The sequence below is a fragment of the Bradyrhizobium sp. CCBAU 051011 genome, from assembly GCF_009930815.1.
GTDB lineage: Bacteria > Pseudomonadota > Alphaproteobacteria > Rhizobiales > Xanthobacteraceae > Bradyrhizobium.
The window spans coordinates 1,961,853-1,985,729 of the sequence record NZ_CP022222.1; the positions used below are offsets into that span (position 1 = coordinate 1,961,853).

Consider the following 23,877-nt stretch of genomic DNA (forward strand, 5'->3'; position numbering starts at 1 on the left):
CGCGAAGGGCGGACTTGCGTCCGCCCTTCGTCGTCAGGTCTAGTGCATCGTGCCGCCGGGCTGGCCGGCGTCGAAGACACCGATTTGCCGACCGATATTCACGCCGGTCTGCACACCCTGGCCGATCTTCTTCAGCACGCTCCAGAAGCTCTGCAGCTCCATCTCCGTCGGCGGCGCTTCCGCGGCAGACTGGAAGCCGGGCTGACCGGCGCTGAAAATGCCCAGTTGTTTACCGATATCCAGGCCGGTCTGCGCACCCTGACCGATCTTCTTCAGCACACTCCAGAAGCTCTGCAGCTCCATATCCGTCGGCGGCGTTGCCGCGGCAGGCTGGAAGCCGGGCTGACCGGCTTCGAAGACGCCGAGCTGGCGGCCGACATTCACACCGGTCTGCACGCCCCGGCCGATCTTCTTCAGCACGCTCCAGAAGCTCTGCAGCTCCATGTCCGTCGGCGGTGCTTCCGCGGCGGCGGGCTGGAAGCCGGGCTGACCGGCGTCGAAGACCCCGAGCTGGCGACCGACATTTACACCCGTCTGCACACCCCGACCGATCTTCTTCAGCACGCTCCAGAAGCTCTGCAGCTCCATATCCGTTGGCGGCGCTTCCGCGGCGGGCTGGAAGCCCGGCTGACCGGCGTCGAAGACGCCGAGCTGGCGACCAACATTCACGCCGGTCTGCACACCCCGGCCGATCTTCTTCAGCACGCTCCAGAAGCTCTGCAGCTCCATATCCGTCGGCGGCGCTTCCGCGGCGGCAGGCTGGAAGCCGGGCTGACCGGCGTCGAAGACGCCGAGCTGGCGACCGACATTCACACCGGTCTGCACACCGCGGCCGATCTTCTTCAGCACGCTCCAGAAGCTCTGCAGCTCCATATCCGTCGGCGGTGCTTCCGCGGCGGCAGGCTGGAAGCCGGGCTGGCCGGCGCTGAAAATGCCCAGTTGTTTACCGATATCCAGGCCGGTCTGCGCACCCTGACCGATCTTCTTCAGCACGCTCCAGAAGCTCTGCAGCTCCATGTCCGTTGGTTGAGCCGTGTCTGGTCCGGTGGAGAATGGCAGGAACCCGCCGCCAACCTTGCCCACGATACCACCGACATTTTTCCCGGTCTTGCCGCCGATCAGGCCGCCGATCAATCTTCCGGCGGCGCCGCCGAGGATGGAGCCGAATATCCCTTGCGGATCCAATTGACTGTAGTCTTCAATTCCTTGCTGCGTTCCATTCATGAGTAAAGCCTCCTTCAATATGTTGCCTGGCCCGCAAGCGACGCGCGCCTACGGTGCAGGACCTGGATCACTTCGCGTACGAAGGTGAGGCTGATGTTACGCGCATGATCGTGATCCAAGTGTCATGCGGAGCGTGAAAGTAGCGTCAAAGTCTATGGCACCGTGCAAGTTGAGTGAGGCGGACGCGAATTGTCAGTGCGGAACATGCGCCTGATGTCGCGCTGCAATTGTTCGGTTTCCCCTTCCGGCACAGCGCGAACTTCCTTCCACAGCACCGTGCGGCAAAGATCGTACTGACGCAAAGCGTCCGCCCGGCGGCCCTGCTGCGCATAACAGCGCATCAATATGCGGTGCATGTCCTCCTGCAGTGGATCGATTGCAAGAATACGCAACGCAAGGGCGATGGCGATGTCCATTCGCTCGCGCCCGCCGGCGTCCAGCAGGCCAACAACGGCCCGCATGGCTTGCATCCGGAGGCGCTGGCGCTCGGCAGACAGCCAGGCTTCAAACGCACATGAGGTTGAGCTGATGCCATCGAGAAGTTCGCCGCGATAAAGCGCTGCCGCTCGCGCCAGCCGTTCGGGGTCCCCTTCCTTCAGGAGTTGTTCGAATTCCCCGACATCGGTCTTGACGGCGTCCGGACAGATGCGGATGTCACCGCGATCCACCGAGATCACGTCGGCGTATTGCGGCAGCACACGGCGCAATGTGAGCAGGGCCTGTCGAAGGCTGGCGCGCGCGCGATCTGCAAAGTGTCCGTCCCACAGCAGCGAAGCGAGCTTGCCGCGTGAAATGCCGCGAGGGGAGCTGAGGGCTACATAGCCTAGAAGCGTCGCGGCCTTTCGACTCGGGATCGATACCGACTCGCCGGAGACCTGCATTACCTCGACGCCGCCGAACAGATTGATCTGCAGCAGAGGCATGTCATGACCCTCAGTTAATAACTGACCCGAAGCAGTTCGATACCGAGCAATTACTTATCAGCATGATCGTCCACAAATGGGACGCCGCCACCTGTAAAAACGTCGGCGGCCAGGACCGAGATACTTCTGACAATCCTACAACCTTAGTTAGACAAGACAATGGACCACCTCATATCTTTTTAGTGATTGCAAGTTTCCTTCGATAGTGAACTGCTTCATATGCGCGAGGTTGCGTATGCAAAGCTGTCTGATCGCATCGGCCGTCACGAGCGCATGACTCTCACCCTCAAAAGGACGCGACACGTCCACGCGGCTTCAACGGTCTGCAGCGCCGGATCGCTTCGACGCCTTGGTTGGTGAGTTCAACACAGAGCCGCCGCATGAAGCGCTCGACACGAAGTGTCCCAACAAACTCAACACGAACTCACCACGCCGCTACGACGGGTTGCCCGAACCGGCTTATCCGTTCCATGATCGCGACGGGTCGTCACAGCATGCGATCGCCTCCATCGGCACACGAAAAACCTCTTCACCCGTGCTGACCGGCCAAAGGCTTGGCATCACAGAAAACGCCAGCACTGCTCGCCAGCTTCATGCACTTTAATTTCGGGTACTTTGACTTGGAGCACAGACGATGGCGGAGAGGGAGCGATTGCCGCGCGGCTCAGACAAATCAAATAAAATCAGCGACTTATTGTACGCCCGATTGCTGCGCGTGTGTACCAGCCGCGTATCCCGAGTTCGGATGCGGTCGGGCATAGCGTGTGGTCCTATATCCTTCGAACGCTTTTTGAGCACTCACGCGCGTCCAAAAGCGGGAAACGGGACCGTTCATCGGCAAGGCATAGTCACCAAGCACATGAAGTTGCCGCTCACTTTGATCGTCGACGCAAATTACGGGCTGCTTCGATGTGCCAGGACATCCCCATTGCCTCAAACAGGCCCTCTGCCTGGTCTAGCAGTTCGGCTACGTGCTCATGTTCTCCGCGAGCAGCGCGCATCTCGGCGTCACAGAGCTGCGTGATCGCAATCTCATGGCGCGCTCCTCTGGCAAGAGCGTTCTTCATCGCCAGAGCGAGATATATTTCCGGCGAAGTCCGGCCGTGTCCGGCAGCCGAGGCGCGAGCCATCGCGCGATAGGCCATGGCTTCGCCCAACCGATCATGCTGTCGACTGCGCAACACCGCGCGCGCCGCGTGATGCCTCGCCTGCTGCCATCGTTCACTTTCAACCAAGCCGTCTGCCAACCAACCATGATTCAACGAGACAAACAGTCCTCGATTACGCTTCTCAAGCCATGACGTGGCATCTACGATCGCCTGCAACGATTTCTGGGATCTTTGCGTCATCCAACTCGCATATCCGCCCAATGAAAGGCTCTGCGCATACAAATACAGGCTCTTCACCCGCTCCGCGACATGCTGGCCCTTCACCGCGGATGTTCGCGCGTCCTCCCAGCGGCCCTGCCACAAGCTGACGGCGCTTCGCAAACATAAAACCGATGCCTCAACCTCATGGCCCGAGTTCTGAACTGCATCCAATGCTTCCTCGAAACATGCGTGTGCCTGCTCGAACAGCCCACGGTCACCGAGCACCGATGCTTTGCAAGCCAACGAATAAGCAAGTGCAACGGCGGGCCGGCCGCTTTTGCGGAATTGGCGCTTTATCGAGATTGCCTCGTCAAGCAGTACGAGGGACTTGTCGTATTCCGCGGCCGCCGCGCAGGCCTGCCCCAATACCGCTTGAATTTGCACAGCAAGCGGTTCGTCGCCGACGGCCGTGGCACGCGCAAGCGCGGTTTCCAAACAGCTTGTAGCATAAGCCAGTTCCCCTAGCGCATAGTTGATATTTCCGACCCAGTATTCAGCCCGTGCAAGCGCGCGCTGATCCTGGCGAGCAGTCGCAAGGACGACGGCACGTTGCAGGAACTGAAGCTGATCCCTTGACGGATCAAATACGCAGGCCAAAGCCAGCCGTTGCGCGATAGAGAGCCAACGTTCATAGTTTTCTTGAGAAGAATCCGGATCGAGAGCAGAGAGAGCAGCACCATATTGTATTTGGGCACGGTCCAAAGCCGAGGCGGCGGCCGCTTTATCTCCCGCGGCCTCAGCGTACTGAGCGGCCTCGACCACCTGCCCGCATGCGCCGTAGTGATATGCAAGTAGCTCCCAGGCTTCTTCTTGCGCGCCCGACGGCCCGTCTTCTTTCAGCGTGTCAGCGATACGTTTATGCAGTGCATTGCGCTGGCGCAGACCGACTGAGTCGTAGATCACATCGCGCGCAATGCCGTGCTTGAATCGAAGGGTTCCCGATTGCTCGCCAGGAAAAATGATATCTTGCACAGCGAGCGTTGCGACAAGTGGATGATTTCCCCCACAGCCAGTGAGCCTTTCAAGCAGCCAGATGGGAATGACATTGCCAATGACGGCTGCCGTGCGAACCAGATCAATCTGCTCGGGCTGCAGTCGCTCGACACGGGATTCTATGAGCTTGTCCAACCACGCCTCGCCGATGTGAATGCGGCCAATGCGGTGGTGATGTGGACTGTCGTGAGCAACGGAGTGGCATAGCTCCTCAATAAACAGCGGATTGCCACCAGAGAGCTCCCTAATCTTTGTAACGGTGAAAGGATTGCTTCCAGGAACCAGTTGACGAATGATTTCCTCAGCTTCGTCGGCGCTGAAAGGGGCAAGGGTCAAGATAGTCGCGTCACCGACTGCCACATTACCAGCACCAAGCTCGCGGCTTGCGACGAGCACGAACAATGTCCGATTATCAAGGCGTCTTATTGCTTCGAGTACCTGACGCGACGCGGCGTCCGCCCATTGCCAATCGTCGATGAACAGCACCACAGGTTTCGAGGTGGCCAACACATCGAAAAGCTTGCATATTGCGGCAATTGTGTTTTCCGGAGCAACATTGCGCGCTTCCAATTGACTGTTCACGGGATCCAGCGAAAGAGCGCGCAGGAATTCAGGCCGATAGTTGAGGAGGTCGGGATCGATCTCGCCGAGTGTTTTCTCGAGCACCTCAGCGGCGCGCGCAGCTGTCATTCCATGATCCAGGCCTAGCAACGATCGGAGAATCTGGAGGAATGGCTGTAAAGGTTCAGCGCTTAGATAGCTTTCGCAGTAGCCTCGCAGTATCCGGCAATCGGAATTTGCCGAGCCGCGGAGAAATTCCTCGACGAGCCGGGTCTTTCCCATGCCTGCTGGTCCAACGATAGCAACATATTGCGGCTTGTCTCTTATGACGTCGTAGAGGCTTCCCTTCAGAGCCTGGAGCTCGGTTTGACGGCCTATGAAGGATGTTAGCCCCCGCATCGATCTGGCTTCGAATCGTGTGCCGACGGCAGCGCGACCGAGGATTCCGTAGACCGCGATCGGCGGGATTATCCCTTGAAGGTTGAGGGAGCGCCTGGGCGTGGTCGCATAGAAATGGCTTTCAGCACCTAGCGTCTCTTCGCTCACTATAATCTCGTCGCTTTGCGCAACGTCGGAAAGGCGCGCTGCAACATTTACAGCGTTGCCCAACAGATCAAGTCGTCCGTGAAGATCATCCCCATCGGCAAGAAGTACCAAGCCGGAGTGAATTCCGGTATGCAAATACAGGGGCGGCAAGGTGCGGGGTGAGAGGTCGAGTGGAATTCTTCGAACGAATTCGTGAAGATCAAGTGCGGCCTCGGTCGCTCGGCGTCCATCGTCCTCATGTGTTTCCGGATAGCCGAAGCTAGCCAGTAGGCCGTCCCCCCGAATCTGGACAATCGTTCCACCATGCCTTGGGATGATGTCCTCATAGGCGCGGCGGAGGTGATTCAGCAGATCCGAAAAGTCTTCGGCCTCCATACCTGCCGCGAGGCGAGCAGAATCGGACAAATCCGAAAAGAGGATCGCAAGATATCTACGCTGTGATCTTGCCTCTTCCTGTCTTCGATTGGTCATCGCACTCACTGTGCCGCGTAAAGGGCTTCCTCTTGGGACGGCAGTTGGCAGCGGAAGCTCGCATCGCCAGATTGAGTGCCACGAACCTATACCTTTTTGCACATGCGTGCGAGCGCAGAAGTTCAGCCGCGAAACGGGAGGTGTTTGCGCGGTATTCGAGTGGCCCGCCGTGCGTCAGCCGCCGTTACGTAGGCTCACGGTCAGTTGCACGGGCGACATCGTCGGCCGCAGCCGGGTGAATTCCAGCAATCCGGCCAGCATGCCTAGCATGACACCGATAGCCATCTTGTGGGCCGGGCAAGCATGGGTGGGGTGGTCCTTCTCGCTGCGCTTGCCGCCGAAGATGAGGTACAGGCCGTCATCGTCGCCCTTGCTCAGGCATTCTTGCGTCGCGGAGACGATGCTCACCACGATTCGGTCGCCCGGACGGACCTCAACTGGCCCGATAAAATGCGGCACCAGCGCGGTACGCCACACGAGTTCTGGCACAGGACGCAACAGCAAGGTTTCCTCCAATTGCGGCATCAGGACCTGCCTGGCTCTCTCCAGGCGGTCCTCGGTTGCATCGGCCAGATAGGCGAGCTGATGGTCCCAAAGCGAGCGGTCGGTGATCCACTCAAGAAGCGCTCCACGGATATTGCCGTCGACAGTCGGAAGAAATCCCATCATTACGCCGATCAGCGTGCTCGTACGCTGGTCCCCTTGATATCCCTCGAAGATCGCCTTCCCGAGTTTCCCCTGTGGTGTCCCGCCGGCTTCGAAGAACCTCCCGATCGCAGCTTTCAGCAGTTGGCCATGTTGCTGTCCTGCCAGGCTCGCCGGCGGTCCCGGATTGGGCTGGAACATGTAGCGCGACGGCGAGTGAAAGTGGCCGGGGCAGGTCGGAGGGCCGGCGGATCGCCAATCCCACCCCCCGCGCTCGACAAATTTGTCATCCGGCACGCCGAACCACTCGTTACTGATGCGCGCCAGAACGTCGTCCACGAAGTCCTTCACCTCCAGTCTTGTCTCGGCGCCGTCCGGGACGAGGTGATTCAGGGCATCCCGCGTATGCTTGAACGCGCTCTCGAACCCATCTCGAATGGTGACACCCATGAGAGCGTCGTTGGCCGGGCGGGACTCCTTGCAGTAGCTCGACATGGGCAGCCCGTCATCGTCCTTGCCCAGGAAGATTTCGCCAAAGGAGGCCTTCATGCGCTCCGCATAGCCCGTCACCGTGTAGTGCCGGTCGCGGTTATTGAACACGCGATTGACCAACTCCTTGCTGCATATCAACACGCCATATGGCGTTCGGAGCACCCCTCCGTGCAACTCCCGTACAGCCGTCCACACCACCTGGCTGATGCCCGACGTACGTGCGGATAAATCCTCCAGCACGATCTTCCATTGCTCCGCCGCCGCGTCAAAGCCCTTGAATTGCTCGGCACGGCGCAGTTTGGCAATGAACTCCTCACCCCTGCGCGCCTCCATCGCCAGTCGCAAGGTGCGCTGATCTTCCTTCGTCTTGCGGTGGCGGTCGTCTGCGCCCTCCTCAATCTTCGCAGCCAGGTCTGCGATCGACTTAAGTTCGGCGATCGCCTTGATCGACGGGACGAAGGCGTAGAGACCCCATTCCAGCTTGACGACCGGCCTTTCGGGATCCAGCTTCACGACTACCCTCGCTCCGCCGTTATCGTAAAAGACGAAGCTGTGCGGGTCGCCGTCGTGCGGCACACCGAGGAACGGGTCGCGCATGGCGGAGTACGTATTCTGGTTGCTGCTGTTGCTGCCGCTCAGCCAGGCCTGGATAATCTCGAACTGCTCGGCGATCGACGCATTATAGGCCATGAAAAACAAGCCGCGTTCGGCGTCGGCGTTCGCGCCATCGAAGGGTGGACCATACGACATACCTCGTCGCATGATCCGGGGCACGGTGCGAATGTCATCCCGAGGCTCCTCGGAGCGGATGCGTGGATTGGCGCGCCGCATATGGGACTGGAACGGGCATGCCATTCCATCCGGGTCTCTCGAATAGTCAAAGTCGTTGCCCTTCCTATCCGTGATCGTCTTGTCATCGATCAGGATTTCGCCGTCACTCGTACGGCCCATAAACTTCGCCTTTGTGCCCTTCGGGTCTTTGTTTTGTTCGAGCATAGCGTTCAGCGCTTTGACGTCCTGCTTCAGCTTGCGCACGACGAGAAAGGTGCTGTCATCCCACAGCTTGCCGGTCAGCGGCGGATCGCTGAGCGAGTTCCCGTATCCCAGCAACAAGTCGCCAGGCACGATTTCGTCGGAATAGGTCCGCCTTTTCGGAGGAGCTCCGAGCGTTGGTTGGCTGATGCCATCCACGAAATCGAAGTGGCCCCTCGGACGGTCTTCGCGGGGCTTGAGGTAGCGCTGCATGCACTGCACCGAAAGGATCTGCACGCCCTTGCCGGAGAGCGCGCGATCGAACTGGCGGATCGCATCCGCCAGCGGATGCTTGCCGTTGGCGAGATCGTGCCATCGGTCGGACGGCCCTGCGCAGGTGTACTGGACGATCGCGTGGACCGTGGTCAGCTCCACGCGGTCGGACTCGTTCGGCCGCGGCCAATTGCGTTCAGGGAGAGACCATCTGGTCGGGTGATTGTAGAGCCGGTCGCCGAGAATACTGGCTCGCGCCGCCATACCTTCGCGGAACTCGAACGGCAGCAGCGCGAGGGTACCGTTCGGCACACCCGCGCGTGCCAGTCCCTGGAACGTGAATCCGAGGTTAACCCATGGGACTTTATTCGCTTCGCCCTGTGTGGCGGCGGTTCGCTTTATTTCCGGTTCAAGGTACGCGAGCATATCGCGCGCCGCCGCGGAGTCCTTGAGGGCGACCAGCAACAGACACGCGTGGGTGGCGCCCTCGTACTGGTCGATGATGCCGCCCTGGACGTTGTCCTTGCCGAATTCCGCTGCTGCGGGGCCAGAGGGATCGCGCGACCGCGATTTAGCGAACCACCTCAGCGCTGCTCGTTCAGTAGGATTGCGCCCCTCTTTCGGGGCGGTCCCGCTGAGTTGCTCAGCGCGGTATCCCAGCAGATGCCTTGCGGCGCGCAGCAGAAAGTCACCGTCTGTTTCAAGCGGCGGATACAGATCGGTCAAGCGATACAGAGCGGTGAGGGCCGGAAGTGCCTGCTTCAGAATCAAATTGGGATCGGCTTCCTCACGGTCGAGCGCAACGTCGTGCGGCCGCTCCTCGCCCACCCCATTCAGGTCCGTCGCGACCTTGCGCCGAAGATAATGCAGGTCGCTCACTGTGAGCGAACTGGCGTTGTAGAAGAACTGAGTATCGACCTGCGCCGACCGAACCCAACCTGCGTACGCGGGGTAGTCGTGGCTGAAGGAGTCTAAGTAGCCTTCGCAGTTGCAGAAGATCACGTCCAACAGTGGCCCCAGATCGCGCCATATGCGGCGCATGTAAGGCTCCCACCCACCGTCGAATGCGACGGAAAGGAGAAGCCGCCTTGGCGGGTCTTCTCCGATAATCGCAAGTCGGAAGGAGTGAAGCGCCCGGATTCGGTCGACCGCGTCGCCGATCAGCGGCGTCGGTTCCGCCTCCACCGACGAAACACGCAACGCATTCAGGGTTCTCAGCAGCAGCCGCACCCGGGTTTCGTAGGTGCGCGAGTCCAGCGCCGGGATCAGCCCGGACTTGATCGTTGCCACCAGGGTAAGGTCGCTGACACCCAACAAGCTCAAGCTCTTCGATTTGCTCTGTACATCGATCTGCATGGCGCTTCCCCTCGTTCCCGATCCTTGCGATTGAGTTCGCTAGAGTGGCGGCCGCACCCGCATGACCGGCCGCGGCAACGGCTTGTAGGGCTGCCCCACTGTCGGCAGGTTCAACGCACGCTCCGCCTGCATCAGGGCGTCCAACACGCCCTCCAATGCGGCCGCCTGCGCCGCGAGCAATTGCGAATCGTTGTCCGTTGCCGGCGCGGCTTCATCCTTGTCCTTTTTCAGTATTGGTTCGTCGATTGCCTGACGGATCAGGTCGCGAAGCGGCTTGCCGTTATCAGGCTGCGAGGCCGCCCAGGTCAGACCGGCCAGGCTCCTCGCCAGGCTGTCTCGCATTACATTGAGTCGCACCCAGCGATGCTCATTCCAGCCGTCCGACAGTTCACCGGAACTGCGCGCGACGGGGAAGGCATATCGCTTGATCAGCTTGAGTGCCGCCACCCGCCCCAGATCGGCCAGGCCCCTGATGTCCTGCTCCTTCATCAGGATGTTCAGGCCGCCGATCCCGCTACGCAGCCCCACCTGCACGACGCGTTCGCGCACCCCGGGCAGGCGAGCTAGCGTGGCGTCGCTCCAGTTAATCGTTGTCGATGCAAGCGCACTGAAGAAGCCGTAGAGCCTTTCGATAGGCTCGGGCTCGGTCTCGAACTCGTTCCAGTGGTCCTCCCCCAGCTGGAGGTGGTCTTTCGGCAACCACACGTCACCGTAATAATCTTCCTGCGCTTGCGTCGGCGGGGAAGAAGGGGCTTCCGCCGTCCCTTCCTTGCTCGTGGAAATCTCGTGCAGCGAGATGCCGAAAGTAGGCCAGGAGGGAATGGGGCTGTCGAAGAGATGGATCGGAAAGTTCGAACAGATGCCGCCGTCGCAGAACAGGCAGCGCCTGAACACATGCTTCTTCTTGTCCCGCTTGTCCAGGATCCAGAGCGGTACTGCGCTGAACAGGACCGGAAAGCTGATGCTCATGCGCGCGGCCACCAGGATCGGCAGGTGCTTTGTCGGCAGCCGATACATCGGCTCCTCACTGCTCCCAACGACCGGCGATTTGCCCATGAGGAGTGACCAAAGCCAGTGGAATCCACTGGAGGGAAAGGCTTTCGCACGAGGCGGCGCTGGCCGGGCAAGCCCTCGATACTCATTTGACCGGCCCGTGACCGGATCGACCTCCATGTCCCTGACCACATCGGGCGGGAAGAGCCGGCGCATCTCGCTCAAGCGAAAGTAAAGCTCGCGGTCATCCTCTTCGCCTTCATTCTGCGGAAAGACGTATGGACGCCCGTGGGTAACGTTGGCGGTGAACATCTGGAGATTGATCGAAGCGGCACCCACCGGGTTCGGATCGTTCAAGGTCTCCCGCGGCGAGCCCGGCGCGGCGGCGAGGTCTGCGAAGGTCAGCGGCCGGTCGTCTACTTTCCGCCCGGCAATCTCCTGGATGAGGCTGTGCAGCCAGTCAGTGAAGGGCGGGAGCCGCGCGTCCCCCGAGCGCGTGCCGCTGCACAAACCGTAGTCGTGCCGCACCATACGTCCGACGTCGCGTACGATTAACACGAATACCGCGGCAACGCTCACAATGAGGGCGAGCATCGTCGCACTGAACCCAATCAGGAAAGCGAACAGCCAGTTGATGTCGCCTTGTCCGGCGCTCACGAGCGCGAGGAGCCAGACGATCGCGAGGGCGATCCAGATCGTCAGCACGATCCACGACTTTGCGTAGGCGAAAACGACGCCGCGTACCAACGCCGCCAGTTTACCGGTTGGCTTGGCGAAGCCGGGCAACAGCGCATCGAACAGACGCTTGTTTTCTTTCTCGGGTTGGAAAAGCCATGCGAGGCGCGTCTTGCCGTCTTTTTCCTCGGCGACAGAATCGGCGCGCTCCAGCATGATCCGGAAGCCGTCCGACGATCCGTGCCGACGCCGGTATTCGGCGGCGGCGGCCAATGCTGCAGCGCCGGCGCCTGACGACGCTCCGCCGATACTGTTGAAGCGATAGACAGTCGCCAGCGCGAATATGGCCGGCGGATAGGCAATCGAACTCGTGACGCCACCGGTGAGAATCAGATCGCAATAGCGATCTCTCGGCGCCCGATCATCGAAGCCAGGTAGCGGTTCCCTGGTGGACATTCGAACTTCCTCACTCGAACCACCGACACTACCGCCACTGCAGAATAGACCTGCCGTTGGCAACTCATGGTGAGCTAGTTCACATTCTGAGACTCATTTTGCGCTGCTACTGGAGATCAATGTGCGCCAGCCTTGGGCTTCGCCGTTTTCGCACTTGTTTAATTGTCCAGACACTATGGACCGTGTCTGACGGGCGGTTCGGTAGGGCTCATTCAGGCCCGCAAGGCGACTACAAAGGCGATATCGTCGGCTCGAATCTCGAATGACCTCCGGCGCGGAGAGCAAGGGCTCCAAATGCAAGGCGCTTCGGCCGTACTGGTCCAGGGATCAAGTGCGGCAAACGGACGAGTTCGTGGGCCAAAGCGCCGCTGAGCAAAGCAAGAAGGCCTTAATTTATTAGCTCTTTCGAGAAGCTGGCGGAGAGGGAGGGATTGCCGCGCTGCGCCAGCAACGCCAATAAAATCAATGACTTGACGTTCGCCCGATTGACTCGTGTGTACCAGTGTTGTGCCCTGAAGTCGAGCGCCGATCGCCGTTCGCAACTGAACCACGCTAGCTCCCCGAGCGCTCCCCCTCACTGGGCTTGCTCCAGCAAACATTCCTTCTTCGCTGTTGCCTAAAGACCTGGAGCTCAACCCTGCGCAGGTTAAGCTCTAAGCGCTATGACGCTTCGATATTCAGACCATCTGCTGCCCGCGCCCAGGATTCCGTTCTATATCATTTCGATCGGCGAAATGCATTGGCGCGGCTCGGCGCCGGTGTTCTCTGGAGGCTCGACGATCGAAGGGGCTTAGCTGGCTCCGACGTTACTAACGAACGGTAATGCTTGGCCGCGACGCCTAAGTCGTGCCCCGTCCACCAATCGCTCCAGAAGGAGCACCCCGCCGGTCTTGTCTCGCTGATAGCGAGCACGCATCGCGCTCGAGCATCGCTTCCCATTCACCATGCAGGAACCAAGCTCCAAGTCGAAGGCGCCTGATGGCTCCGGCCGTTCATCCCCGACAAAGGCCATCGGCAACATTATTGGCCTCGTTGGACTCCTGCACTTCAGTTGCTGCATCAACGATGATCTGGAACCCGCAGTCCGGGGTGAAGCAGCCCGATGGAATGGTTGCTGCGACGTCAACAGAATTGCCGGCCAGGATCATGGGCGTGTTGACGATGACGGGCGACACCGTCCCGCCAGTGAGGAAGTTCACCGTGGTATGTGAGGCTCCCGCTGGAGCAACACCCTGATTCCTGACCGTGACCAGAAGTTTACCGCCGGCCGGATCTCGCCGGCAGAACCCCAACTTGCCAGCGTCCGGCTTTGGATTAACAGGCACTAGGTCCGGCTGACCCGGTGCCTGCGCAATAGCCCGCTCGCGGATTTGCACCACGTCGATGCTCGGAGTCGCACTCAAGGTTCGGCAACATTCATCCTTGCCCCCCGTGCCGGTCGAATAGACGGCCGTTACATCAAGGCTGACGATGCTCCGGATGACCACAAAGCCCTCTATATACGACGCAGGAAAACCGTTGGGAAAGAGTCGCTTTTTGACATCGAGGCAATCTACTGCCAGAGCCTCATCTTCGCGCAATTTATCATGGCTGATCGGTAGGATCTCGCCCGGACGCTGCTCGGCCGGCGGAAAGGTTAGCGCTAGCTTTTTCTTGAAGACAGCTGTTTGTGGGTTGGGATTGTGGACGTTGATGGTGGTCGCATACAGCCCACGTGCCAGTCGAAGATCGGCTGGATCGTCCTGGATCCCGCATACGAGTTTTGCAGCATACTCGAAACGCGGTTGCGGCGGCTCGAACTCGGCCCGCCAGACACCTCGGCCCTGTGTGCCAATGTAGAGCTTCACGCGGTTGGCCGGCTCGTGGTCGAACTGCACGAACCATGGACGGGGCAGATGCGGCTTGCCGGACATTCCGGAGGAGATCGGATCTGTGATCACCGTCCAGCTGCTCCCGCCATCTGTGCTGAGAAATACTCCCGAATCGGCGCCGCCAGCTACCAGGATATTAGGATCTTGCGGGTCGAAGGCGACGAGTGTCGGTTGGGGATAGCCGCCGAATCCCGTAAACGCGGTGGGACCGCGCCGGTTCTGGTACCGAAAGGCCCCTCCACCTGTCATGGCATTATCAAGGCCGGCATCGTTGACCCAAGTTGTCCCGCCATCAGTAGAGAACATCATGCGCGGCCCGGCTGCGGTCAGGTTCGAGGCGTAGAGCCTGTTCGGGTTGGCGGGGTCGACAGCAAAGATTCCGACACCCCCGCTTGGCAGATTGCTGTCGATCCGAACCCACGCACTTGCCGGGTTGGTTCCGACATACCTCCATAATTGATCGGGAGCCCGTCCGTCGCATGCGCCCGCCTCCACGAAAAACGTTGGCTGTCCGCCGGCCAAGGCAACGCGGATGCCACATGCACCGGCTGGAGACGTAGCTGCTCCGATCTGAGTCCAAACTATCGGATTCGCTGTCACGTTGTTGGTGATGAACACGCCTTGCGTCGTAACCACGACGAAATCGGTCGGCCCGAAAGTCCCGACGACGTCGATAGGCCGGAAGCCTGGAATGATCCCCGGCGGATAAGTGTTTACTTCGGCTCCTCCTGCCATTCCGGGATTACGAAGAAACAGGCGGTTCGCAGGAGGAGGAGAGAAACAGCAGACAGTGTAGAGGACGCGCGCCGGATTGGAGCTGTCGTCGAAGGCGTCGCAACAATCCCGGTTCGTCCAGGTCGGACTTGGCGCCCCAGCATTGGTTGTTCCAAAGCTGCCGTTGTCTTGATTACCGAAATAGAGATCTTCGGCGAGCACGCCGGGTTGATCGGCACCCGCCAAAGCCCAAAGCCAGAGCGCATGCGGAGTGACATTGGGTTGCTGCCAGAATGGACGGTGGCAATCCGGGCTCGTCTCCCTGGTGTTGAAGTAAACACCGCCATCTGACGAGAAAAGGACGGGGCAGGCATTTTCGTTGACTCCCGGGGCGAACGCGATAGCCGCGACGTCGTCATGACCACCTGCGCTTCGCGTAAAGGGACCATCCCAGCCGGTCGGCGGCGTCGGCGGCAGCACAGTACCTGTCGTTGCCATCGGGCAACGAAGGCCGCCGCCGGAAGGATTGCTTCGACAGCCACCGCGATAAAGCCGCACATCGCCATACCAGAGATCGAAAGCCTGGGCCTCAGCGCCAGGCACCGTCCGAGCGTTTGTCTCCACAAAGGGAATACGGCCTTGGCGGCGTGAGTCAGGAGTGCCCAGTCGAACCCAGTTGGCTCCGCCGTTATCAGTCTCCCACACGTCTGCGCCTACAGCCGCAAACACGACGTCACGCTCGTGCGGAGAGGCTGCTATCGAGCATAGGCCGGACGGCAAACCGCTACCTGCAGTCCACGTAACCCCTGCATCCAAAGACCGAAAATGTCCGTCGTCCCCGCAGATGTCCACGACCCGACCGTGGTGTGCGACCACATCCCACACGTTGGTTGCAGGGTCATTCGGCGTCGGATCGACAAAGGTCCAGGTTGAGCCAGCGTCATTGCTGATCGCGAGACCGCAATTCGTTCCAGCATAGACGCGGTCCGGATTCCGCCGGTCGATGCTGATGCCGAACGCAGACGGTTCTTCGCTGCGCGCTTGAATGCAGGCACCCGCTGGGGGAACGCTGCTGATTGGCCTCGTCCAGGTCGCACCGCCATCATTGCTGACATTGATGCCCGCTCGGCTGCCAAGGCGACCATCGTAGAACGAAGTGGCGATCACCCGCTGGGGCTGCTCCGGCAACACCTCGATATCCCAAGTAACAACCGGCAGATGGCCATCAAGCCGCGCCCAGGTCCGGCCACGATCTGTGCTCTTGTAGATGCCGCCCCACTCTGTCGCCGCATAGAACGTATTCGGGTCACGCTCTACTGAGGCTAGTCCGTTCACTCGGCCTCCGCTGGCGCCGTCCGGATCCGTTGGATGAAGCGTTGATTGATTGGGGTTGATGTCCGTGAACGAAACTTGGCCGAAAGCAGGAGTTCCGGCCATCAATGCACTGGAAAGCAGCCAAAGGCCAAGGACTCGATGGCCCACATTCGCAATAAAATCGCTCCACATAGCTGCGCTCCTAATTCAATCGATCGCAAAAAAGACAATCAGCAGGTGGCGGCTGTCTGTGGCGTCACTCTCCATCTATCGGGGCGGTCGGGGAGGTTCTACAAAATCGACTGGACAGATCGGCGCTTCGTAACGCGCCGTTTCGCTAGAAATCCAGCCCTGGGCCGTCAGCACCAGGACTCGCCAGTAGTAATTAATGCCGGGTCGAGCATCGTCCCAAACCAATCGATTTTGGGCGCTGGGCACACGGGCGACCGTCTCAAATCTTTCTGTTTGAAAACCATCTCTGAACATCGAAATGTCGATGCGTTGCGCCTGAACCTCAGTCGTAGGGGATGCCCAGGTGAACTCCGCTACTCCCTTTCCGAGATTCACATCGCTGCAGCGCGCGACCACCCGTAGCGCGCTAGGCGATTGCGAGCCGCCTGTTTCTAATATGCGTTCCGGTTGAGTGCCGCGGTCACGAGGCGGCCGCGCCTCATCGACTTGGGCGCGGGCTGGCGGCAGGATAGCCAACAGTACACAAGCAGCCTGTAGGTAAGACGCAACTCTCATGAGGCGCCTCCACGATCAACTGTCCGCAAGGGCCCGCGTATCTCGGTACAAACATAACATAGCCGCTTCTTGTCGACAACGTGGCGTTGTATCGGTGCCCCCGGAACTTGCGGAGTGGGCTCGCTCGGAATGGATGGTCTGAATTTCCCCATCCTTGCAGAGTTTTAGAATAGAGCCCGAGCAGCAGGATTTCTAGGATTGGTTCATAAGAATACCCGACGACTCCCCTGAGGAGCACTTAACGCCCGCGAAAACAATTATTGCTGAGACTTTTCGGGTGCGAGCTCAACCCTGCGGAGGTTAAGCTCCGCAGGGTGGTCCGCTAGGATGTCAGCCTTCAGGGGTGAAGCGGAAAAACATCTGCTCGCTGGGCACCTTCCGCCTTTGGACCCACAGCGGAAGTTGGCCAGCATTCCGGTTTTCTGATTCAGGAGGGTGTCGCACGGCCATACGCGCGGAGGCGGCAGAAATGCCGGCGCTCCCCCCGCATCGATCACATCTCGGCCATCTTCGTAAGCACCCGCTGCACGAGCGTGGGATGGCGATAGACGCTGCGCGGCTTCAATAGATGTTGGACCTCAATGGTCAGCTTGTGGACGGCCGGATCTTCGTCGGCGAGCCGGGTCAGGGCGATCCCGAATTTGAGCGTGGTCTCAAAATCCGCCGGACGTTGCCCCCGGATATCGGGAAACACGAAGTCAAGTTTGGCCACCGACCACGGCGTCTCGATCAACGTCTGCACCTCGGCGAAGAAAGCGGGCGCCAGCGCAGCGATTGGATTGCTGTATTCCCCTAGCTCGAGCAGCCTCTGCAGCAGGCACGCCTCCAGCGCAGCCACGCTCATGCCCTGACCGTAGACGGGATTGAAGCGGCAGATTGCGTCGCTGATGGGCAAGAGCCCGCGGGGGAAGACGTCAAGTCGCTCGAAATGGCTCCTGAATTTCATTTGGTCCGCCGATGGCACGCGCGATAGTGGCCGTATCAGAGAAGGTCACATCGAGACCGTCGCAGCATATCTAAGCGGAAGCATCAGGAACTCAGGCTGTTAAACCGCTGCCTGGCAACCTCGCTGAAGCTGTGGCAGGAGGGCTCGACCGGTTCTGGTCGAGCGGCTAGAGCTGGGCCGAAAGGCACCCGTGATGCTGTGCTGGACAGAATCTACCGGCCTCTCACTCGCAAGTTGACCGGGGCCTGTCCACCCTCTGTATCCAGGATGTAAGCTTTCACTCTGGGCAGAGCCCTCTCCATGGCTTCAAGATAGAGGCGGGTGCGCGTGAGTTCGGGGGCCTTCGCATACTCTTGCTGCAAAGCTTTGAGGCGAGTGGTCGTGCCTATGGCTTGCGCTATACGCTGCTCACGCCGGCTCTGCGCTGCCTGGACCAGTGTGTGCGCCTCCCCGCGAGCCTTGGGCAGAAGGTTGGCCGCATAGACCCGCGCCTCGTTGCGCGAGCGCTCGCGATCGGCCATGGCGTCCGCCACGTCTTGAAAGGCCTGTGCCACCGCCGCGTCAAGCGTCATGGCCATGATGCTGGAAGCCGTGATCTGAACCCCGCTTCGGTAGCGATCGAGGAGCTCCTGAGTCCGTATCTTCACTCTATCCTGGATGGCAAGCCGGCCTGTGGTCAAGACCTCATCAACCGACATGCCGGCCAAAACCTCTGTGAGCACACTTTCGGCAAGCCCGCCGATCAGTGCTCTTGTGTCTTCCACATGCAGCAGGAAGTCGGCAGGATCGCGTATCACGTATTGTAGCACGAGCGCGATGCTTAGGATGTTCGTGTCACCAGTCAGCAGCTCCATTCCAATCACGGTCTCCTGCTCGCCCTCGGGCAAAGCGAAGCCCACGCCGACTTTCGAGACACTTGTGGTCTTAAGCACATCGACCCGGTCGACGGGCCAGGGGAAACGCCAGTGCATGCCGGGGCCCAGGCGGGCATGGGGCGCGCCGAGGCGGCGCGCCAAAGCTTGCTCGTCCGTTGCGACGAGATGGAAGCCCGTGGCGAAGTAGGCCGCGATCAGCAGGAGCAAGAAGACGATACCGCCCCGGAGTGCGTAAGCGCGCCACCGCGGTTGCCTGGGGGCACTTTCCGCGCCGTCCTGTGGCACCACATGTTCGTGGCTGGCCGTCATGGCGATTCCCCGCGTGACGGTGGCTGCTGACCTTCCACACCAGCGCCCACGGACTCGCCGTTCCTGGGACGAGCCTTGGGCGGCGGGCTAAGATCCCGCGCGACCGATGCGCTAGGCTGCAGCATCTGCAGGAGTTCGGACTCGGCCGGCAGGAACAGGGTCGTCTTGTCGTCGAGGATACGATCATAGGCCTCGAGCGTGCGGACGAGCTTGAAGAAGGGTAGGTCAGCGCCAAACTCGCGCGCGTAGACACGCATCGCCTCAGCGTCGCCTTCGCCGTCGAGTCGCCTTGCAAGTTCGTTGGCATCGGCGAGGATGCGTGCCTTCTGCCGATCAGCTTCGGCGATGATCCGCCTCGACTCGGCCTTCCCGTCGGAGCGCAGCTGCATGGTGATGCGGGCCCGCTCCGCTTTCATCCGCTCGAAGACGCTCTGCCGGTTTAGCTGAGGCAGGGCGAGTTCACGCACACCGAGATCGATCACCTCGATACCGTAGGCGGGCGCAACAAGAGCCTGAACACCGGCTCGTACCTCCGCGACTATGGCCCCGAACCGGTTCTCCGAAGCATGCGGCGCGATGAGGGAGGCGAAGCTGTGGCGGCCGAGCACTGCACCGACTTCACCGACGATAGCCTCCGTAAGCCGCTGCTCGGCATCGTCGCGCGTGGCAAGCGTCGCGAGGAAGCGCGTCGGTTCGGCGATGCGCCAGGTAGCGAGCGTGGCAACGGACACGTTCTTCCGGTCCGCCGTGACGTACTCAACGGGCCGAGTGCTCAAGTATAGGAGGCGTTTGTCGAACCGCTGCACACGCTCGAAGGGCAGTTTGAAGCCTAGGCCCGGCTCTTCAACGAGTTGCACGATCCGGCCGAAGCGCGTGACCATCCCGTTCTCAGTGATATCTAACGTGAAGAGGCTCGCAAGGGCCGACAGAACCAGCACGGCGATAGCGGCAGGCGTCAGCACCCGGAGCGCCACCCTCCGTCTGCCGCCCGCGCGGCTCATCCTGCCAACTCCAGGGTGAGCTGCCTTCATCGGTTGCCCCCCGCGCTGATCGGAGGATCAAGGAGCCAAAGGTCGAGGTCTTTGATGGCACTCGCCTTCGGCCGGACAAGCTTGTGCACCTTCGGCAACACGTCCTCGATCGTCTCCATCTGCAAGCGGAATGCGGCCAATTCGGGCGCTTGCCGAAATGCCTCGACCTGTAGGCTGAACGCCAGCGCCTCGCCGCGAGCGCGGCGGACCTGTTCCTCCTGGACGGCGAGGGCACCCTCGACCGTCGCCGCGGCCTCTCCTTTCGCTTCGTTTACCTCCTCGGCGGCGAACCCCTTGGCGCGGTTGATCGTGCGCAGCTTGTCCTCTTGTGCACTAGCCACGTCCCGCTCGGCGTCGTGTGCCTCCTGGGGCGAATGCACGTAGACCAAGCGCACCGAGACGAGCGCGATGCCGGCGTTCAGACGATCTAGGCGCGCCTGAACGAACTCATGCAGTCGCGCCTCGACCTCGGCTCTGGCGTTTGTTAGCAACGCGTCGATTCGCTGAGTGGCAACAACGCTGCGCAGCGCTGATCGAGTAAGGCTCCGGACGAGCGCCTCAGGCTCCGCCAGGTTTGTGACGTAGACCACCGGATCCCTGACGCGGTACTGCACGGTTAACCGAAGATCGATGAGGTTGGCATCACCGGTCAGGAGGAAGGACTCGCCCTCCAGCACCTCGCGCTGGAACCAGGAGCCCTTGGCCTTGATCGCCTCCGGCACTGGATTCGAGGGCCCGCCTACTGTGAGCCGCTCGCGGGCGAGTGTGCGCGTCGTCAAGCTCTCGTCCGCCTGACTGCGGAAACCGAGCTCTGCACTCCGCGTGCGTTCGGTTTCGACGAGACGGTGCGTCTCGATTGGCCAGGGCAGGCGGTAGTGTAGACCTGGGCCAAGGTCGGCCGCGACGATGCGAGCAAACCGGAGGCGCAGGCCGATCTCCCCGGACTGGATCGTAAAGAAGCCGCTTGCGAGCCAGAGGAGGACCAGGCTTGCCAATGCCCCGATCTTCACGCGGGTGTCAGTAACAAACACGCGGGTCGCGGGCGCAAACCTCTCGCGCAGCCGGACCCACTCCGGCGGCGCGTGCGAGTGCGGCACGTGCGTGTGGCGCGAGATTTCCCCGGTCCGGAGCTCACGCACCGCCTGTCGCAGGATTTGAGCGGATGACCACAGGAACAATCCCGCCATGATGGCGGCCACGATCAGGTCGGGCCACTTGGTCGCGGTTGCCCAAACGCCGATCGCAGCGAGCATCACGGCGACGTTGCCGATCGCATCGTTACGCGAGCAAAGCCACACGGACCGCACGTTGGCGTCGCCATCCTTGTAGCGCACGAGGATGACGACACTAGCCACGTTGGCAGCGAGAGCCAGGAAACCGATGGCGCCCATGATCTCGGCGCGCGGCACACCGAGCACAAGCACGTGATAGGCGGTCGCCCCAAACACCCACAAGCCCATCAGCGTGAGGCTGACGCCTTTCACAAAGGCCGCACGCGCCCGGACCCGAACGGATGCACCGATGACCGCGAGGCTGATACCGTAGGTCGCCGCGTCGCCCAGAAAGTCGAGAGCGTCGGCCTGCAGCGCTTGTGAGCCGGCGAGTGCGCCGGCGCCCATTTCCACCAGGAACATCGCGGCATTGATTGCAATGACGATCCAAAGTCGCCGCTTGTAATCAGCCGACAAGCCTTCGAAGGTGGCGCCTTCTCCGCAACAGCCTACGCCCATGTTCAGAGCCCTACGCTTCCTGAAGTCTCCATTTAGTGCAACCTCACCGCGGCAGGTACCGCTTGTCGAGTTGACAAGCCACGGAGTAATTTGGATCGACAACGTTGGCGATCTCGAGCTGCGCTGCTTGGCCTAGAAGCTGAACCGCCTCGATCTTGTCGTAGCCGTGATCCTGCACCAGCCAGTTGACGAGATCGACGCAGGCGATCCGCAGCGCATCGATCAACGGCCGCGTGCTGCCGATCGACATGATCATTCTGTCGTTCTCTAGCCGGGGCCAGTTGATCTTTTTTCCCTTGATGAGATTCACCGTGAAGGTGACGTCAAACGAGGTCTCGATAGCGGCGCCGTCCACCTCGCCGTCACCCTGCGCGGCGTGCCCGTCGCCCAGCATGAAGAGCGCACCCGGCTCGAAAACCGGGAAAGACATCGTCACACCCTCAACGACCTCATTGAAGTCCATGTTCGCGCCATGAGGGCCAGGTATAAGCGAACTGATGCATTCCTTGCCAGGAGGTGCAGTGCCGATTGTCCCGAAGAATGGCCGCAATGGGACCTCGACTTTGCCGATTTTGCTGTTGGGCAGGTCGAGCACACCGACCATCCTCGATCTGTCGAATCGCCAGATAAAGAGCCGGTCCGGCACCGGGTCAGTTATCATCGCCGTCTTGTATTCGGGCGCCAATGCTCCGAAGTAGGGGATCGAAGCTCCCCAGCCCCAGTCTCTGTTGAGCCCGATCCTGTCGATACGCACGACGAGCGTATCGCCGGGCTCAGCGCCCTCGATGAAGAATGGCCCAGTCTGCGGGTTGACTCTGGTAAGGTCGAGCCTCGGAAACACCGTCTTGTCGGTCGGCTGGAAGACGTCGTTCGCCGCGTCCTTGGTCCTTGTGATCACCGTGTCGCCTGGCTTGATGCGGATCGCAGGTGGATGCGCATGGCAATAGGTGAAGTAAACAGTGTCTCCCGGGTCATAGCGGACTTCCGCGGCCGAGGCAGGTGCGATTCCAATAACTACGAGTGCCGAAGATAGAGCCACGATCGCCGCTCGTGCCGACTGCTCGCTCATTCGAATCATAGATTCCTCCTTTTTTGGCAGCGTAGATTGTTGCTATGGTGGCGGCGTAAGATCTCCGCTCGTCATCTCATGGGCGTCCTTTCTCGCACTGTCGGCCAAGCTTGCCGACGGCTTGGCGCGCTCATGGAAGCGGCTGTCGTACAGTAGGCCGAAAAGAGCGGAGTTCGCCGGCAACACCATCGTCGTGCCCTCCTTGACGAACTTGCGCGACGCGTCGAGCGTCCGCCGCAGCGCATAGAACTGCGGTGCCTCGCGAAGTGAGTCGGCGTAGATGCGGGCGGCCTCTGCTTCGCCAGCGCCGCGGTGCCGCTGGGCGACCTTGAAGGCCTCGGCTAGAATGCTCGTCTTCTCGCCATGAGCCGCGGAACGGATCTTGAGGCCTTCCTCCTCGCCCTCAGAGCGGTAGCGCATGCTTATTGCGGCGCGCTCGGAGCGCATGCGAGCGTAGACCGTGAGCCGGTTGCGCTTAGGGAAGTCAAAGCGCAACAGCTCCACGTCAAGGACCTCGATGCCGTAGTCCCGAAGCGCAACATTCCGGCACTTTGCGGCGACCTCGGCGAGCAAGGCCTCTGCTCGATAGGCTTCGGCGGAGACGAAGGCAGCGAGCGGACTTCGGCCGATGGCGGCGCCAAGTTCCGCAGAGAGGATGTCGCCCAAGCGCGATTCCGCACCCGCCTTGTTGCGAACCGTCTCAAAGAAACGTTTGGGCTCGGCTATGCGCCACATGACGACGCCCGTTGCCGTCACGGCAGTCTTCTCAAGCGTCAGGAATTCGCTAAGTGGGGGCTGGTAAACAAAAAGCCGGCCGTCGAACTTGGTCACGCTTTCGTAAGGCAGCTTCAGGCCAAGACCCGAAGTGGTGACTACCTGCACCGGCCTGCCGAAGGACGTGACAACGGCCCGCTCCCCATCGCCAACGGCGAAAAGACATAACGTGGTCGCCGCGACAGCGCCAAGCACTCCCGCGGCGCCCAGAATAGCTTGCCTAGGCTTCGAGCTTGAGCGCGCCATGGCTCATTTGCCTAACGAGCTGGGGCTTTTCTCATTCTGTAGGGCGTGTTTCGAGTGGTCAAGGCATTTGTCTCCGGTGAGCCGCTTGTATGGGCTTCCGTCCGCAGTCCCGCCGGTTGGGTCTGGTCGACGCCGCCGGTCCCAACGAGCACCTCGAGAAGCTGGGCAACTCGCCGCGGGTACCCGGAATGATCAACTGCTAAACCAACATTCTGAAAGCCTGCAAAGACCGGCCAAGTGTGAACGTTGGCAGCGAACTCTTCGCGCTTGGAGAGTTGTGGCCAGCAGCCAGTTACTCTAA

General features: G+C 60.7%; 13 protein-coding genes and 1 pseudogene. 1 reads left to right on the top strand and 13 read right to left on the bottom strand.

Translation table 11 applies throughout. The annotated features are described in order from the left end of the window. Positions 1-39: 39 nt before the first annotated feature. Together ACH79_RS09335 and ACH79_RS09340 are read right to left on the bottom strand one after the other, a co-directional pair. Positions 40-1,224 (bottom strand): hypothetical protein, encoded by a 1,185-nt coding sequence (locus tag ACH79_RS09335; RefSeq protein ID WP_161850759.1) that lies wholly within the window; start codon positions 1,222-1,224, stop codon positions 40-42. Between the two features lie 152 nt (positions 1,225-1,376). Further along, the gene (locus ACH79_RS09340) at positions 1,377-2,105 is read right to left on the bottom strand and encodes a bacterial transcriptional activator domain-containing protein (protein ID WP_161850760.1); all 729 of its coding nucleotides are present in this window, start codon (positions 2,103-2,105) and stop codon (positions 1,377-1,379) included. Between the two features lie 391 nt (positions 2,106-2,496). On the opposite strand from ACH79_RS09340, the gene ACH79_RS09345 reads away from it, so the two are divergent. Further along, on the top strand, positions 2,497-2,751 hold the full coding sequence (locus ACH79_RS09345; RefSeq protein ID WP_161850761.1) for a hypothetical protein: 255 nt from the start codon (positions 2,497-2,499) through the stop codon (positions 2,749-2,751). Between the two features lie 268 nt (positions 2,752-3,019). On the opposite strand, the gene ACH79_RS09350 is transcribed toward ACH79_RS09345, so the two are convergent. The 11 genes and pseudogenes from ACH79_RS09350 to hflC (ACH79_RS09395) all read right to left on the bottom strand — a co-directional run bounded on the left by ACH79_RS09350 (position 3,020) and on the right by hflC (ACH79_RS09395) (position 23,438). Then, on the bottom strand, positions 3,020-6,088 hold the full coding sequence (locus tag ACH79_RS09350) for an AAA family ATPase (protein WP_161850762.1): 3,069 nt from the start codon (positions 6,086-6,088) through the stop codon (positions 3,020-3,022). Positions 6,089-6,262: 174 nt separating this feature from the next. Then, positions 6,263-9,826 (bottom strand): Dyp-type peroxidase domain-containing protein, encoded by a 3,564-nt coding sequence (locus tag ACH79_RS09355; protein WP_161850763.1) that lies wholly within the window; start codon positions 9,824-9,826, stop codon positions 6,263-6,265. 39 nt (positions 9,827-9,865) lie between these two features. Then, positions 9,866-11,950 carry a patatin-like phospholipase family protein gene (locus tag ACH79_RS09360; RefSeq protein WP_161850764.1) on the bottom strand — a complete coding sequence of 695 codons (2,085 nt, stop codon included), beginning with the start codon at positions 11,948-11,950 and terminating at the stop codon, positions 9,866-9,868. Positions 11,951-12,942: 992 nt separating this feature from the next. Further along, positions 12,943-16,041, bottom strand: coding sequence for a CARDB domain-containing protein (locus ACH79_RS09365; RefSeq protein ID WP_161850765.1), 3,099 nt, complete (start codon positions 16,039-16,041; stop codon positions 12,943-12,945). A gap of 1,048 nt (positions 16,042-17,089) precedes the next feature. Then, on the bottom strand, positions 17,090-17,542 hold the full coding sequence (locus ACH79_RS09370) for a hypothetical protein (protein WP_161850766.1): 453 nt from the start codon (positions 17,540-17,542) through the stop codon (positions 17,090-17,092). Positions 17,543-17,754: 212 nt separating this feature from the next. After that, complete coding sequence (hflK, locus tag ACH79_RS09375) at positions 17,755-18,726, bottom strand: FtsH protease activity modulator HflK (protein ID WP_161850767.1); 972 nt, start codon at positions 18,724-18,726, stop codon at positions 17,755-17,757. After that, on the bottom strand, positions 18,723-19,727 hold the full coding sequence (hflC, locus tag ACH79_RS09380; RefSeq protein ID WP_161850768.1) for a protease modulator HflC: 1,005 nt from the start codon (positions 19,725-19,727) through the stop codon (positions 18,723-18,725). The genes hflK (ACH79_RS09375) and hflC (ACH79_RS09380) overlap by 4 nt, the downstream gene beginning before the upstream one ends. A gap of 26 nt (positions 19,728-19,753) precedes the next feature. Further along, entirely contained in the window at positions 19,754-20,896 is a 1,143-nt protein-coding gene (gene hflK, locus ACH79_RS09385) for an FtsH protease activity modulator HflK (RefSeq protein WP_246738657.1), read from the bottom strand. Beyond that, positions 20,876-21,487 (bottom strand): annotated as a pseudogene (locus ACH79_RS43770) (cation transporter); the annotation flags it as partial. The pseudogene ACH79_RS43770 and the gene hflK (ACH79_RS09385), both read right to left, overlap by 21 nt. A 43-nt stretch (positions 21,488-21,530) precedes the next feature. Further along, positions 21,531-22,565 (bottom strand): acetamidase/formamidase family protein, encoded by a 1,035-nt coding sequence (locus tag ACH79_RS09390; RefSeq protein WP_161850770.1) that lies wholly within the window; start codon positions 22,563-22,565, stop codon positions 21,531-21,533. A gap of 33 nt (positions 22,566-22,598) precedes the next feature. Beyond that, positions 22,599-23,438, bottom strand: a complete 840-nt coding sequence (hflC, locus tag ACH79_RS09395; RefSeq protein ID WP_246738485.1) for a protease modulator HflC — start codon at positions 23,436-23,438, stop codon at positions 22,599-22,601. Positions 23,439-23,877: the final 439 nt, after the last annotated feature.